General features: G+C 64.5%; 12 protein-coding genes. 5 read left to right on the top strand and 7 right to left on the bottom strand.

What is annotated here, in order from left to right; translation table 11 throughout:
* Nucleotides 1–650 precede the first annotated feature (650 nt).
* Nucleotides 651–2,531 carry a diguanylate cyclase gene (locus K1177_RS18275; protein ID WP_224705785.1) on the top strand — a complete coding sequence of 627 codons (1,881 nt, stop codon included), beginning with the start codon at nt 651–653 and terminating at the stop codon, nt 2,529–2,531.
* Here the strand turns inward: K1177_RS18275 and K1177_RS18270 are convergent.
* The 4 genes from K1177_RS18270 to K1177_RS18255 all read right to left on the bottom strand — a co-directional run bounded on the left by K1177_RS18270 (nt 2,525) and on the right by K1177_RS18255 (nt 8,034).
* A complete protein-coding gene (locus tag K1177_RS18270) occupies nt 2,525–4,330 on the bottom strand; it encodes a glycosyltransferase family 2 protein (protein WP_224705783.1) in 1,806 nt (601 codons plus the stop codon). The genes K1177_RS18275 and K1177_RS18270 overlap by 7 nt on opposite strands.
* 244 nt (nt 4,331–4,574) lie before the next feature.
* Nucleotides 4,575–5,567: an Hsp33 family molecular chaperone gene (locus tag K1177_RS18265; protein ID WP_224705781.1), complete on the bottom strand. Its 993-nt coding sequence runs from the start codon at nt 5,565–5,567 to the stop codon at nt 4,575–4,577.
* Between the two features lie 139 nt (nt 5,568–5,706).
* Nucleotides 5,707–6,639, bottom strand: a complete 933-nt coding sequence (gene argF, locus K1177_RS18260; RefSeq protein WP_224705779.1) for an ornithine carbamoyltransferase — start codon at nt 6,637–6,639, stop codon at nt 5,707–5,709.
* Between the two features lie 195 nt (nt 6,640–6,834).
* Complete coding sequence (locus tag K1177_RS18255; protein ID WP_224705777.1) at nt 6,835–8,034, bottom strand: aspartate aminotransferase family protein; 1,200 nt, start codon at nt 8,032–8,034, stop codon at nt 6,835–6,837.
* A 372-nt stretch (nt 8,035–8,406) separates the two neighbouring features.
* Here K1177_RS18255 and K1177_RS18250 point away from each other — a divergent pair, with 372 nt between their 5' ends.
* The gene (locus tag K1177_RS18250) at nt 8,407–8,976 is read left to right on the top strand and encodes a GcrA family cell cycle regulator (protein ID WP_224705869.1); all 570 of its coding nucleotides are present in this window, start codon (nt 8,407–8,409) and stop codon (nt 8,974–8,976) included.
* 67 nt (nt 8,977–9,043) lie between these two features.
* On the opposite strand, the gene K1177_RS18245 is transcribed toward K1177_RS18250, so the two are convergent.
* Together K1177_RS18245 and K1177_RS18240 are read right to left on the bottom strand one after the other, a co-directional pair.
* A complete protein-coding gene (locus K1177_RS18245; protein WP_224705775.1) occupies nt 9,044–9,442 on the bottom strand; it encodes a VOC family protein in 399 nt (132 codons plus the stop codon).
* A gap of 272 nt (nt 9,443–9,714) precedes the next feature.
* Nucleotides 9,715–11,016, bottom strand: a complete 1,302-nt coding sequence (locus K1177_RS18240) for a sensor histidine kinase (RefSeq protein ID WP_224705767.1) — start codon at nt 11,014–11,016, stop codon at nt 9,715–9,717.
* An 87-nt stretch (nt 11,017–11,103) separates the two neighbouring features.
* Between K1177_RS18240 and ppk2 the strand changes: the two genes are divergently transcribed.
* On the top strand, nt 11,104–11,961 hold the full coding sequence (gene ppk2, locus K1177_RS18235) for a polyphosphate kinase 2 (protein WP_224705765.1): 858 nt from the start codon (nt 11,104–11,106) through the stop codon (nt 11,959–11,961).
* On the opposite strand, the gene K1177_RS18230 is transcribed toward ppk2, so the two are convergent.
* Complete coding sequence (locus K1177_RS18230; RefSeq protein ID WP_224705762.1) at nt 11,958–12,794, bottom strand: MurR/RpiR family transcriptional regulator; 837 nt, start codon at nt 12,792–12,794, stop codon at nt 11,958–11,960. The two genes, ppk2 and K1177_RS18230, sit on opposite strands and share 4 nt — an antisense overlap.
* Nucleotides 12,795–12,885: 91 nt before the next feature.
* Here K1177_RS18230 and K1177_RS18225 point away from each other — a divergent pair, with 91 nt between their 5' ends.
* On the top strand, nt 12,886–13,656 hold the full coding sequence (locus K1177_RS18225) for an N-formylglutamate amidohydrolase (protein WP_224705758.1): 771 nt from the start codon (nt 12,886–12,888) through the stop codon (nt 13,654–13,656).
* Nucleotides 13,657–13,689: 33 nt separating this feature from the next.
* A complete protein-coding gene (locus tag K1177_RS18220) occupies nt 13,690–15,198 on the top strand; it encodes an amino acid permease (protein WP_224705756.1) in 1,509 nt (502 codons plus the stop codon).
* Nucleotides 15,199–15,271 lie beyond the last annotated feature (73 nt).

Here is a 15,271-nt window from a genome sequence, read left to right as displayed (position 1 = left end):
CTTCTGTCAGAAAACACCAGAACAGTGGGAGCATCAAGCTCGACGTCGTCCAGTGCGCCGGGTTGTATTCAAGTCACCTAAGACTGTCAACACCCTTTTTCCGTTTTTCTCACCGGCCTGAATTGCTTCAAATCGGTCAGAATTTTCTAGGACAAACAAGCTATCGTCCGGTTGCCCGGCTGAGCGCCTGCTCTTGCTAGAAAGCGTTGATCAGTGGGAGCGGCTTCGCTCGACGTCGTTCAACGAGGCGGGTTTTAGGATAGGGCCTCCCCCCTGTCAACGGTGGTTCTGAAAAATCGACATCGGACTGTCATTTTCTTCGTCATTCGCCCGCGTCGCTTGTGGACAAGTCCTTGTCCTAGACCTCGGAAACGCCGACGCCACCTCGGTTTTTTTCGATGCCGACGCCAGGCTCATGGCAATGCGATCAAAACGACCGCGTCGCCTTCGGGCGACGTCCGCCTGAAGAGCGCCTCCGTGTTCTATCCTTAGTCGGCCCGGCCGATCACAAATGCCATAAGTTCCGCCCCGTTCAGATTTGGCAAACCCTTTGGGTGTAGGTGTGGTGATTGGCGTTGTGCCGGCTGACCTGGCCGGGGCCGAGGTTCGAGTAGCGCGGGTATGTGTGCGTAATGGGCAGTGTAGGTCAAATGCTGGCCGGCAATTTTGCCGTGGTTGCCCTGTTTGTTCTGCTCTGGTCGCGCATGGGCTATTGGATCAAGCGCGTCCCCCGGCCGGGTCGTGACCTGCTGTTTGCCATGGGCATGAGCGTGGGGACCGTGGCCGCCATGTATATGGCGGTCGAGATCAAGCCCGGGATCTATTTCGATCTGCGTCACGCGCTGCTGGCCATTGCCGCGTTCTTCGGCGGCTGGCCCGCCGCGATCGTGACGACCGCCATTGCAATTCTCTACAGGTTGCCCAGCAGTGGCGCAGGTCTGGCGGCAGGGCTGGCCGGCATTGTGGCGGCCAGCCTGTTGGGCCTGGGCGTCCGGGCCATGTTCCGCAAGCGCGCCACCCGGACCTGGCATGTCCTGGTGATGGCCTGCATCTCGGCAGCCGGCGCCGCGCTCGCGCAATATGCCCTTCTGCCCGACGGAACGCTGACGATCATGAACGCGCTGGTGTCCAATGCGATCATCAACGCGCTGATCACCTCTGTTGCCGCTATCGCCTATCTGCGCTCCTGGCAGTTGTCGTCGGAGCGGGAGCTGATGGCCGCCGCCCTGCGGCAGGCGCCCGACTATGCCTATGTCAAGGATGCCGCCGGCCGGTTCGTCGCCGCCAATGACGCCGCAGCCCAGCTGGTGGGCAAGGCCAGCGCCGCCGAACTGATCGGCAAGACCTGCTTTGAGGTGCTGCCCGAGGCTGATGCCCGCAAGCAGCACGAACAGGAACAGACTGTGCTCGTCTCGGGCCGGCCAGTGATCGACCAGCAATACGAACTCGTCATCCCCACCGGCGAGACCCGCAATTTCAGCAGCACCCGTGTGCCGCTCTATGGTCCGGATGGCGCGGTGATCGGCGTGGTCGGGGTCATGCGGGACATTACCCAGCAGCGCAAGTTGCAGAGCGAGATCGCGCTCAACCGCGACACCCTCTCCTATGCGCTGTCGGAAATGAACGGCGGCCTGGCCATGATCGACGGGACCGGCCATCTGATCTTCTGCAATGACCGCTATCGGGAATGCTTCCCCTACACCGGCCACCTGCGGGTGCCCGGGGCCGATATGCGCACGGTCCTCGCCGCTGTGATTGCTTCGGGCGAGCAGCGCACCGCGCCGCGCCAGCACGATCCCGCCTGGATCGAAAAGGTCATCGGCGGCCTGACCGGGGATTCCGACGAAGAAGTGCAACTGGTCGACGGAACCTGGCTGCAGATCCGCTCACATACCACCAGCAATGGGACCTCCATGGTGCTGGTCAGCGACGTCTCCCGCTTCAAGCAGGCCCAGGAAGAACTCAACACGGCCACCGACCAGCTCAAGCAGCTGGCGCGCACCGATGGCTTGACCGACCTGCTGAACCGCCGTGCCTTCGACGAGGCGCTGGAAAACGAGATCCGCCGCAGCAGCCGCACCGGCACGCCGCTGAGCCTGCTGATGATCGATGTGGACCACTTCAAGGCCTATAACGACCATTATGGGCATCCGGCAGGCGACGCCTGCCTGCGCCAGGTGGCCGAACTGCTGCGCGACAGCCTCAAGCGCCCGGCCGATCTGGCGGCGCGTTATGGCGGGGAGGAATTTGCCGCCATCCTGCCCGATACCGACGAGGACGGCGCCTATCTGGTGGCGGATGCCTTCCGCCGTGCCGTGGCACAGGCCGGACTGCCGCATGAGCGCAGCGACAAGGGCCATGTGACCGCCAGCGTGGGCGTGGCCACCTATATGCCCGACAATCTCGATCGCAATGGTCTCGAGCTGGCCAAGGCGGCCGATGAAGCGCTCTACAGCGCCAAGGCCGCCGGGCGGGACCGTGTGTTCGGCACGCGTGTTGCCGGCAAGGAGCGCCGCTACGGTTCTTATTGAGCCGGTGGCGCCGGCGCGACCGGCCGGTGCGGTGACTTGAACCAGTAGAACGGCCTTCGCAGCAGATCGACCAAGGCGCAGAGCGTGGCCAGGCTCATCAGCAGCCAATAGGCCGGCAACAGGACTTGCGCCGGCAACAGCATCAACCGACGCGTCCGCCACAGGCCCAGCACCGTCTGCGCCAGGGCACTGGCATAGCCCAGCGCCAGCACACCGAGATAGAACACCGGCCAGCCGCCCGGTTGCAGCAGCGGCAGGCCATGCAGGATGTGCCAAACCAGGCCGACGATCAGCCCGCAATGCAGCAGCGGCGCCAGGATCATGCCCAGCACCAGCGCCTCGAAGGCCAGCGCGGGGCCCAGGCCCATCTCGCGCACCAGGCGAAACGGCGCGCGATTGTGCACGATGAAGGTCTGCATCCAGCCCTTCATCCAGCGGGTACGCTGCCCCAGCCAGGGCCGCAGCCGCTCGGGCGCATGCTCGCTGGTGCCGGCGCCCAGCGTCTCGACCCTCAGACGACGCCGCGCCAGGCGCATGCCGAGATCGGCATCCTCGGTGACATTATAGGCATCCCAGCCGCCCAGCTGCCGCAGCGCGGCAAGGCGAAAGTGATTGGAGGTGCCGCCCAGCGGCATGGGCAGACGCCAACGGGCCAGCGCCGGCAGCAGCACGGCAAAGAGCCCGGCATATTCGCCGGCAAACAGGGCTGCCAGCAGGTTGTGGTGGCCATTGTCGATAACCAGGGACGCCTGCAAGCAGACCAGGTCCGGCGTGTCGCGGAAGCGCAGCGCCGCCTGCCAGAGCTGGTCGGGATCGGGCTGGTCCTCGGCATCGAAGACCACGACATATTCCCCGCGGCAGAGCGGCAGCGCATAATCGAGCGCCTTGGGCTTGGTGCGCGGGGGCGCGTCGGGCACGGCCACCAGTGAAAAGCGCGGATCGCCCAGCTGCGCCGCAACGGCTGCTAGTGTCTCGGTGGACGCGGATTCGACCACGAATTTGATATCGAGGCTGGCCGGCGGATAGTCCAGCGCACGCATGCCGGCAAACAGTTGCGGCACCATGGCCGCTTCGTTGCGCAGGGGGATGAGCACGGAATAGACCGGCAGCGTCTCGTCAGGCGGGCGCTGTGGCCTTGGCACCGGGCGTGGGGCCGTGCCGACAGCGCCCAGGCGGATGGCGGCGGGCGCGACCAGGAGCGCCAGGGCAATGGGCAGCAGCACGAGTTCGGCGGCAAAAGGCGCCACCAGCACCATCGCAGCGAGCAGAAGCAGCGCCAGGGCAAAGCCATAGCGGGCAAAGGCGGTCAGCTCGAGCTGCGCGCAGGCATAGGGCCAGCGTCGCGCCAGGCCTTGCCGCGCATCGGTGACCAGTGCCTCGGCGGCCGCGTCGGCGAGGTAGCTGCGCAGGGCCGGGGCTGGAAGCAGGCAGAGACGCTGGCGAAGATGGGGCTGGCCCGGCAGGGCTCGGGCCAGGCGCAGCAGGCCGAAGAAGTCCGGCGCAGCAAAGGCCACGTCGCGGTCGAGCACACGCAGGGTGAATACCCGCACGCCGGCGAGGGCTTCGAGGCGGTTGGGCGCGACGTATCCAGCAAGTGCGGTGGGCAGGCGGTCGAAAAAGGCATAGCCGGCCCAGTGAGCGGCCCGCTGCATGGCAGTGCCTTCATCAATGCCATGGACAAGGCAGCAATAGAGCAGCGGATCGACTTCGGCGTTGAGCGCGGCCTCCAGCGCCGCGCCGGCCGCCTGCCGATCGGGATCATCCAGAATGGCTGCGACAAGCGAGATGGCGTCGGACATGGCTGCAGTGCCCTGCGCCTATGGCCCCGGGCGCTCCCGGCATCGCAGCTGCAGCGCAGACCAACGGCACGAAACAGACATCGACATGGCTTTGCCCCCAAGCGGCCAGGATGACGTTGCAACCGGCGCCCACGTGGGGGCGTCCGCACAAGTACTGACAGGGTACAGGCAAAAAACAAGACACCCCGGCGTATGGCCGGGGTGTCTATCGCGTTTCATCGGTAATGGGGCGGGCGTGCCGCGCTCAGTGATTGACGTCGAATTGGTGCGGATTGAAGTGATAGGCGGTCGAGCAGAATTCGCAGACCACTTCGATTTCGCCATCCACCGCCATTTCCTCCCGGTCTTCGGGGGTAAAGCTGGTGGCCAGCATGTCCTCGATCTTGTCGGCAGAGCAGGTGCAGCGCTCGACCACCGGGAGCGGGGTGAACACGCGCACGCCCGTCTCGTGATAGAGGCGGAACAGCAGGCGTTCGGCGCTCAGATCCGGATCGGCCAACTCGAGATCGTCCAGAGTTGCCATCAGCGCCTTGGCTTCGTTCCAGCCATCGGGCGCGTTGGCATCGGCGTCGTGATTGTCGAAATTGCCGTCGCCGGGCAGGTCCTGGGTATGGGACATGCCATGCTCGGGCAGATGCTGGATCAGCACGCCGCCGGCGCGCCAATGCGGACGATGGTCGCCCTTCTTGGTGAACTCGGCCACGGCCAGGCGCACCTGGGTGGGGATCTGCTCGGACTGCATGAAATAGGTATGCGCGACCTGTTCGAGCGAGTTGCCCTCCAGGGCCACGATGCCCTGGTAGCGTTCGGTATTGGGGCCCTGGTCGATGGTCATGGCCAGGTGGCCGTTGCCCAGCAGGTCCGCCGGACGGGTGCGGCCTTCCTCGGCGGCCTTGACCAGCGCGTCCTGGTCAAAGCGGGCATAGCCGCGCAGCCCGTCGGGCGCGTCGAAATCGACCACCAGCAGGCTGACCGGACCATCGGTCTGGGTCTGGAGGATGAAGCGGCCCTCGAACTTGAGCGAGGAGCCGATCAGCGCGGCCAGCACAACGGCCTCGCCCAGCAGGCGCGCAACCGGGGCGGGGTAGTTGTGGCGATTGAGAATGGTGTCGAGCGCATCGCCCAGGCGAACCGTGCGGCCGCGGGTGTCCAGCTTGTCCAGCGTGAAGGGGACGACCGCATCATCGCCGCTTTCCGGCCGGTCGAGCCCGAGGGCACTCATGAGATTGTCTGTCATGGTCGTCGTATCCGTCGTCATGGCGGTCTAAGGGCTTTCAAATCGGCCAGGCAACAATGATCCCAGCCCACCGCCTCGGCAAGAGACAGCGAGCTGGCATCACATTCGGGCGCCGCCGCGCCCGTCGCCGATGGGGCAGCTAGTTGACGTCGGCCCCGAAGGCCCAGCACAGGATGGCTTTTTGTGCATGCAGGCGGTTTTCGGCCTCGTCCCACACAACTGACTGCGGGCCGTCGATCACCTCGTCGGTCACTTCATCGCCGCGGTGGGCGGGCAGGTCATGCATGAACAGGGCGTTCTTGTCCGCCAAGGCCATCAAACTGGGGTTGACCTGATAGGGTTTCAAGACCCGGCGCCGTTCGGCAACGTCCACGTCGCCCATCGACACCCAGGTATCGGTGATCACCAGGTCGGCGCCGGCCACGGCCTCGCGCGGGTCCTCGATCAGCTTGACGAAGTCCCCTGCCCGCTTGATGTCGTCAATCAGGTCCTTTTCCGGGCTGTATTCCTCGGGCGTGGCGATGGTCAGGTGGCATTCGAACAGTTCGGCCGCATTGACCCAGGAGTGCAGCACATTGTTGCTGTCGCCCACCCAGGCCACCTTGGCGCCCTTGATGTTGCCGCGGTGCTCTTCAAAGGTCATCAGGTCGGCCATGATCTGGCAGGGATGCGCGCGGCGGGTCAGGCCATTGATCACCGGCACGGTGGCGGCCTCGGCCAGATCGAGCAGATCGGCGTGGCTGAGAATGCGGATCATGATGGCGTCGACATAGCGGGACAGCACCCGGGCGGTGTCGCCCAGCGTTTCCTCGCGGCTGAGCTGCATCTCCTGGCCGGAGAGCATGATGGTCTCGCCGCCCAGCTGGCGCATGCCGACGTCAAAGCTGACGCGGGTGCGGGTGGACTGGCGCTCGAAGATCATGGCCAGCACCTTGTCCTTGAGGGGCTGGGGGCGATCGCCTTCCTTCAGGCGAGTCTTGAGCGAGCGGGCGGTGTCGAGCATGCCGCGCAGCTCTGTGTAGGAGAAATCGTCGATTGAAAGAAAATGCCGTGGGGTGCCGGTCGAGGTCATGGGCCGGGTTCCTTTGTGACGCTATGAAGGGGCCGCAACATCAGCGCTGCGGTTATGTGCCACCGCTTCCTCATTTCAGGAAGAGGTCGGGGCGGGGCAAGGCCAGTGGACTTGCCCCCGGTCCCCGTGCTCCCCGCCAGGGGAGACAGGCCGTTATCGTCGACGCCGCGCTTCCGGATAGAACGGCATGAGCTGTTATCCGACTGCCGGCGCCGTGGCGGTTTCCGCCTCGATGGCCTCGAAGGCCGCGCCGAGCTTGCCCATGGCTTCCTCAATATCGGCTTCGGTGACGATCAGCGGCGGGATGAGCCGCAACACATTGTCACCGGCGCCGACGGCCAGCATCTGGTGGTCGTCGCGCAGGCGCGCCACGAAGTCGCGCACCGGCGGGGTGATCTTGATGCCGGCCAGCAGGCCCTTGCCGCGCAACTCCACCACCTGGTCGGGGTATTTCTGCTGCAGCTGCTGCAGGTGCCAGGCGAGCCGCTGGCCCATCTGGTTGACATGGTCGATGAAGCCGGGGGCCAGGATGCGGTCGAGCACGGCGTTGCCCACCGCGGTGGCCAGCGGATTGCCGCCATAGGTCGAGCCATGCGTGCCGGGCACCATGGAGGCCGCCACGTCACCCTTGGCAAGGCACGCGCCAAGCGGGAAGCCGCCGCCGATGGCCTTGGCCACGGCCACGATATCGGGGGTGATGCCGGACCACTCGAAGGCAAAGAAGCGCCCGGTGCGGCCATAGCCGCACTGCACTTCGTCGAGCACCAGCAGCAGGCCGAACTCGTCGCACAGGGCGCGCAGGCCCTGCATGAACTCGTTGGACATGGCGGTCACGCCGCCCTCACCCTGCACGGTCTCGATCAGGATGGCGCAGGTCTGCGGCCCGATCTGCGCGCGCACAGCGTCGAGATCGCCGGGTGCAATGTGCTTGAAGCCGGGCAAGGGCGTGCCGAAGCCTTCGAGATAGCTCGGGTTGCCGCCCGCCGCGATGGTGCCCAGGGTGCGGCCGTGGAAAGCGCCGGTAAAGGCAATGATCTCGTTCCGGTCAACCTCGCCCTTGGCCCAGAAATAGTGCCGCGCGGTCTTGATGGCGCATTCAATCGCCTCGGCGCCGGAGTTGGTGAAAAACACCGAGTCCGCAAAGGTGGCGTCGACCAGCCGCTGCCCCAGCCGTTCCTGCTCGGGAATGGTGAAGACATTGGAGGTGTGCCAGACCTTTTCGGCGGCCGACTTGAGCGCGGTGACCAGATGGGCATCCCCATGACCGAGCGCGTTGACGGCGATGCCGGAATGGAAATCGAGATAGGATCGGCCCTGCTGGTCGTACAGGCGCATGCCTTCGCCCCGCTCAAAGGCGAGTTCGGAGCGGGCATAGGTGCCGTAGAGCGCGGACATGGGTCGAATTCCTTCTTGAACAGACGGGACGATGACAGGCTTTGATGACGCCGTGACAATAGCGCCACAAAAACCAAAAACGCGCCATTTTTTCAGCGCGTTTGCGGCGCAGAGTTAGGCTAATTTTGCCAGATAAGTCAATGATCACAGGGCAAGCCCCTGATTTGACTCAAAGATCGTTAGCAGAATTTTAACCAGTGAATTTACGGGGAAACTCCCGGCCGACTCTTGATCCCGATTCCACCGATAGCGTAAACTCCTGGTCATTGGGAGCACGATATCTCGTGTAGCGGACCCACTCAACATACGACGCCTAGCGTTTGACGGCTGCCATGGCCATTTGGCAGCGCAATGAAGGATTCTGTTTTGACGATGGTTTCAGGAGCACAAACGGCGGGCTGGACTGACGAGCGCGTCGAGACTTTGAAGAAGCTTTGGATGGAAGGCCTGAGCGCCAGCCAGATCGCAGGACAGCTGGGTGAAGGCGTCACTCGCAATGCGGTGATCGGCAAGGTGCACCGGCTCAAGCTCTCCGCCCGCGCCAAGCCCACCAATTCGACACCCCGTGCTCGTCCGGCCGCCCGTCCGGCGCCGCGCCGCGTCGCCAGCCCCTCCTCGGCCGGCATGTCCAACATGGGCGCCACCGCCAAGCCGCGTCCGACCATGGCCTCGCGTCCGCAGTCGATGGGCGCCACCGCCCTGGCGCACAACCCCGAGATGGAAACCCAGCTCTACGTCGCCCCGGCGGTGCAGGAACTGTTCATCCCCGAAGACAAGCGCCTGAGCCTGCTGCAGCTGAGCGAAAGCACCTGCAAGTGGCCGATCGGCGATCCGCTGAGCAAGGATTTCTATTTCTGCGGCCAGCACAGCCTGGAGACCGGCCCCTATTGCGAATTCCATTCGCGTCGCGCCTACCACCAGGTCGACAAGAAGCGCCGCTAAGCAGCGACAAGCATTGAACCAAGGGCGCCCACGAGGCGCCCTTTTCGTTTTGCAGGGCCGCGTGTCCTCAGGGCAGATTAAGCTGCCAGGTGACGCCAAAGCGGTCTCCCACCCAGCCAAAGCGTTGGGAAAACCCATAATTGTCGAGCGGCATGTAGACCTTCCCGCCTTCGGCCAGCGCGGCGAAGGCGGCGTCTTGCTGTTCGCGGGTTTCACAGGTCACAAAGACCGAGACGGCGGGCGTAAAGTCCCACTCATGATCGATGGGGCTGTCGGAAGCCATGAAACGCTGCTGACCCAGACTGAACCATGCCGTCATCACCATCCCTTCAGCGCCCGGCGTCCCCGCAGGATAGCGTTGCATGTCCTCGATCCGGCTATCGGGAAAGACAGAACAATAGAACTGGATGGCCGCCTCGGCGGTACCGCCCTGAAACGTCAGAAAGGGTGTGAATGTCTGCGCCATCCGGGGTCCTCCTGCTGGCAATGACCGGCAGGCTAGCAAGGGGCGACGCTTCTGTCAGCCGGAGCCATCGGGCAGCGGCCCACCCACCGAAGGCCCTGCCGTCATTCCCACCAGATCCCCGTCATTGCCCGGCTTGTCCGGTCCATCCAGCGCCGAACCCGGCACCAATGGATCACCCGGACAAGCCGGGTGATGACGACTGCGAGGTCGGGAATGAACCAGATTGCGCCAATGGTGACGCCACGCCCCCCGTGATGGGCAGCGAAGCGCCCCTAAGGCAGGAACACATCCACGCGCATGCCCTCGCCGGGCTTGCTCTTGATCGAGAGCTGGCCGCGATGGCGATTGACGATGTGCTTGACGATGGCCAGGCCCAGGCCCGTGCCCTTCTTCTTGCGGCTGGCATCGGCATCGATGCGATAGAAGCGCTCGGTCAGGCGCGGCACATGCTCGGGCTCGACGCCCGGACCATGGTCGATCACGGTCACCATGTGCTGGAAACCGGCACGATTGGCCGGCGCCAGGCTCAGTTCGACGAATTCGCCGCTGGCGCCATATTTGATGGCATTGTCGAGCAGGTTCTCGAACACTTCATAGAGCTGGCTGCGGTCGCCGATGGTGGTCGTAGGGCCGGCAAACAGGTTGAGCCGGATTTCCACCTTGGCGGCCTTGGCCTGCATCATCAGCCCTTCGCGCACTTCGCGCAGCAGGCTGGCCAGATCGATGCTCGCGGTGGGGCGCACATGCTGGTGCATTTCGATGCGGCTGAGGCTGAGCAGATCATCGATCAGCTTGCTCATGCGTTCGGCCTGGCCGCGCATGATGCCAAGGAATTTCTCGCGCGCCGCCGGGTCCTTGGCGGCGGGACCGAGCAGGGTATCGATAAAGCCCAGCAGCGAGGCCAGGGGCGTGCGCAGCTCATGGCTGGCGTTGGCGATGAAATCGGTGCGCAGCGCCTCGACCCGCTTGAGCTCGGTCAGGCTCTGGAAGGTCACAACAAGGCGCCGGTCGTCGTCGGCGAACCAGTCGGTGCCAGGCTGGCGCAGCGGGGAGACCACCACCTTGTCCCAGGTTTCCGACGGGACGGTTTCGTGCAGCTCGAAGCTGCGGGTGCTGCCGCTGCGCATGGCGCCATCGATGGCTTGCACCAGCTCGGGGTTGCGCAGCGAAAAGGTAATGGGATTGCCGTTGACCACGCCGGGAAACTGACGGAGCGCTGCGCCATTGGCGTGCAGCACCACGCTGCGACGATCAAGCAGCATGCAGGGGTCGATCAACGCATCGGCAAAGGCGGAAAATGCAGCAATGCCCGGCCGGGGCGACGCCACCACCTGGGGCACGGCGACCACAGGTGCCGGCTGCGGCAGCGCAGGGGCCGGCGCGGGCGGCAAGAGCAGAACGGCGCTGGCCACGGCCAGAAAGCCGATGATCGCGGCTATCGGCGCCAGGTCACCAAACAGCACCAGCATCACGAAAACGCCGGCTATGCCGAGCACCGGGCCGGCCTGGGCAATCAGCCTGGCGCGCAGCCAGGCAAGGCGGGGAACCGGCCCCCCGGTGTGTGTCTCGTGCATTTGCTTTTGTGAATCAGCCAGTTGCCATGCCCCTTGATTTGGGACTGGTCTGTGTAGCACGGTGATCATGACAAGGGAGCGACACGCGTGACGGATCCAATCGACAGCTTCGACATCGAAAACCCAAAACTGCCCAAGGCCATCAAGAAGGCGGCGATGACATCGGGCGGCTATCCCTATGACGATAAGCTGGATCGGGCCGTCTATGAAGCCCACATGCTGGATTTGCAGAAGCAATTGGTGACGCTGCAGGCGCATCTGGCGGCCAGCGGCGAGCGGGTGATGATCGTGTTCGAGGGCCGCGACGCCGCCGGCAAGGGCGGCACCATCAAGGTCTATCTGGAGAACCTCAACCCGCGCTATTCCATCATCGCGGCCCTGCCCAAGCCCAATGACCGCGAACGCACGCAGTGGTATTTCCAGCGCTATGTCGACTGGATGCCGGCGGCGACCGAGACGGTGCTGTTTGACCGCTCCTGGTACAACCGCGCCGGGGTCGAGCGGGTCATGGGCTTCTGCACGCCCGAGCAGACCGAGCACTTCCTCGACGAAGCGCCCGAGTTCGAAAAGCGCATCACCAATGACGGCATTCACCTGTTCAAGTTCTGGCTGTCGATCGGCCGGGAGATGCAGCTCAAGCGCTTCCACGACCGGCGCCACGACCCGCTCAAGACCTGGAAACTGTCGCCCATCGACCTTGAGGCGCTCGACAAATGGGACGACTATTCCAAGGCCCGCGACGTGATGATCGAGCGGACGCACAGCGCCCATGCGCCCTGGACGGTGATCCGCGCCAATGACAAGCGGCGCGGCCGCATCGCTGTGATCCAGAGCGTGCTCAGCCAGCTCGATTACAAGGACAAGAACATTGAGGCGATCGGCTCGATCGATCCCAATATCCGCATTTCGGGCCCTGACTTCCTCAAGATGGACAAGACCGACTAGCTGCGCTCGATTGCGCCCATCCGCTTGCTGGCGCTGGGCCACGCCAGTTCGGTGGTTCGAGCCAGCAGCGCCTCAACAACGGTCAGCAATGAACCATTGGCGTCCCAGGTGCGGTCCATCTCGGTGCGGCAGGGCAGCACCAGCTTGGCGAAGCGGTTCACCGGGCTCATCCACTCGTCGGTGATGAGCACGATCTGCGCCCGCTGGCCTGCCAATTCGGCGGCCAGATCGACCAGCGCCGGATCATAACGGCGCACGTCGAAGATGATCACCGTATCGCCTGGACGGATATCGATGAGCTGGTCGGTGCGTGTTGCCGGGCGGCCATCAAGGCGCCGGACGCCGGGGCGGATCAGGCGGAGATGCGCCTCCATATAGCCGGCCAGGAAATCGGTGAAGCGGCCACCGGCCAGCCAGCATTGAGCCTTGGTCTCGGCGAGCCGGGCACAGACGGCCTCGAATTCGGATGGCGGGATGAGCGAGGCCGTGCCGCGCAGATTGTCGGCGGCGCGGCTGATAAACTGATCGAGGAAATGCCCATCGGCCGCCCGCGGCTCGCCCAGTTCCGCGCCGCGCTGCAGTGGCGATTTGGAGCGGGCCTCCATCTCTTCACGCAGGGCGCGCTGGAAGTCCGGATAGGATTTGTAGCCGAGCTGGGCGACGAAGCGCAGCACGGTGGCGGAGCTCGCACCGGCCTGTTCGGCAAACTCGGCGACCGGCGCCAGGCCCAGGGTGGGATAGGAACCGAGCAGCCCGCGCGCCGCCCGTTTTTCCGCGGCCGTCAGCCGGTGGATCGCGTCGTGGATGCGGCCGGCGACCGATTTGCCGTCCATGGCGGCTCCTGAATTTCAGATTTCAGCATTGACAGTTTTTGCAATTGTGAAACTACTGATACACAAGTTAACCAAAGGTGCTAGGGGCAACGTGCGCGCAGCCGAACAAAGTCCGGTGCTGGTGAGCAATGCGGAGGGGACATCCCCCTTCGTGCTGGTATGCGACCATGCCAGCAACCGCCTGCCCGAGCGCTATGGCACGCTGGGGCTGACCCAGACCGAGCGGGTCAGCCACATTGCCTGGGACCCCGGCGCGCTGGCGGTCAGTCTGCGCCTTGTCGATCTGCTGGATGCGCCGCTGGTGCAGTCGACCGTGTCCCGCCTGGTGATCGACTGCAATCGGGACCTGGATGCGCCAGACCTGATCTGGACCCTGTCGGAAGCAACCGAAATTGCGGCCAACAAGGGCCTGGACGCGGCCGAGCGGGCCTATCGCATTGCCCAGTTCCACCAGCCCTATCACGACGCCATCACCGCCCTGCTCGACGCCAGGGCGGCCGCGGGGCAGGAATCGATCCTGGTCTGCGTGCATTCCTTCACTCCGGTCTACCTCGGCGTCGCCCGGCCCTGGCCGATCGGGCTGATTCATGGGCAGGACACGGGCTACACCGCCGCCTTGCGGGACGCCCTTGCGACGGATGACCCGGCGCTCAACCTGGGCTGGAACCAGCCCTATGCGGCGCTCAATGGGGTGACGCTGACACTGGAAAAGCATGGCGACGGGCGCGGGCTGGACGCGACCATGATCGAAATCCGCAATGATGAAATTCTCGAACCCGCCGGTGTCGACCTCTGGTCGCAGCGGCTGGCCCGTTGCCTGACAGCGGCGCGAGAGGCGCGTCGCGAGGCAATGGCAGTCTAGATCTACCGTGGGCAAATTCAGGGGGACGTGACGATGACTGAGACAAAGAAGGTGGGCAGCGTTGCCTATGCGACGCGCGACAAGGCCTATTTCGAGAAACGCGGCCTGCAGCGCTATGCCGGCATCTGGTCGCTATGGGCGCTGGGCGTTGGCGCGGTGATCTCCGGCCATTTCAGCGGCTGGAACTTTGGCTTCGGCACCGGCGGCTGGGGCGGCATGATGGTGGCAGCGGCCATCATCGCGATCATGTATCTGGGCCTTGTGTCATCCATCGCCGAAATGAGCCCTGCCCTGCCCCACACCGGCGCGGCCTATTCGTTTGCCCGCACCTCGATGGGTCCCTGGGGTGGCTTCATCACCGGCCTGTTCGAAAATGTCGAATATGTGCTCACCCCGGCGGTGATCGTCACCTTCATCTCGGGCTATTTCGGCTCGATCACGGGGCTCGATACCTCGCTCTACCCGGTGCTCTGGGTCGTCTTCTTCATCATCTTCCTCGCGCTCAACATCTATGGCGTGGCGCTAAGCTACAAGGTCACGCTCGTGGTGACGCTGATCTCGCTGGCTGGCCTGGCGTTCTTCTGGTTCAGCGCCTTCCCCAATATCGACTTCGGTCGCTGGGCGCTCAACATCGGCGTTGGCCCGGACGGTGCAGCGGTCGAGCTGCCCGAGGGCAATGGCGAATGGTTCCCCTTCGGCTGGCAGGGCGTGCTGGCCAGCCTGCCCTTCGCGGTCTGGCTGTTCCTGGCCATCGAACAGGTGCCGCTGGCCGCCGAAGAATCGGTTGATCCGCGTCGCGACATGCCGCGCGGCATCCTGCTCGGTTTCTGCACCCTGGTGCTGTCGGCCTTCCTGATCGTGCTGCTCAACCCATCCATCCCTGGCGTGGGTAGCTTTGCGCTGGCCAGCTCGCTCGAGCCGGCGCTGGCCGGTATCCGGGCCATCTATGGCGATGCGGCTGCGCCAATCTTTGGCGTGGTGGCGCTGATCGGCCTGGTGGCCTCGTTCCACACCATCCTCTATGCCCAGGGCCGCCAGGTCTACTCGCTCAGCCGTGCGGGCTACTTCCCGTCGGCGCTGTCGGTGACCCATCCCACCTACAAGACGCCGCATCTGGCCATGATCTCCGGTGCGACGCTGGGTCTGGTCGTGATGCTGGCCATCTGGTTCGTCAATGGCGGCGGCGGCGAAGGCGAAACCCAGCTTGGCGATGACATCATCGGCTCGGTCCTGCTCAACATGGCCGTGTTCGGCGCCATGCTGAGCTACATCATGCAGGCGCTCAGCTTCATCATCCTGCGCCGCAACCAGCCCAATATCGAGCGGCCGTTCCGTTCACCGCTGGGTATTCCGGGCGCCGTGCTGACGATCATCATTGCGGCGGTGACGCTGTTCTACCAGCTGCAGGACCCGAACTTCTTCAAGGGCGTCATCTGGGTGGTGCTGTGGTGCGCCGTGGGCATCATCTATTTCGCGCTGATCGGCCGCCACAAGCTGATCATGTCGCCCGAAGAAGAGTTTGCGCTCGAGCACAAGGCCTGACCCAGGCAACAGGCGTCATCCCGGCCAGATGGCCGGGGTGATGCTCCGGATGGGATGACAGCGAGGAGATCCG

Origin of the sequence: Devosia aquimaris, from assembly GCF_020169335.1 — a bacterium.
GTDB lineage: Bacteria > Pseudomonadota > Alphaproteobacteria > Rhizobiales > Devosiaceae > Devosia > Devosia aquimaris.
The sequence above is the reverse complement of the archived record's forward strand: the minus strand, read 5'-3'. Positions and strand labels throughout refer to the sequence as shown.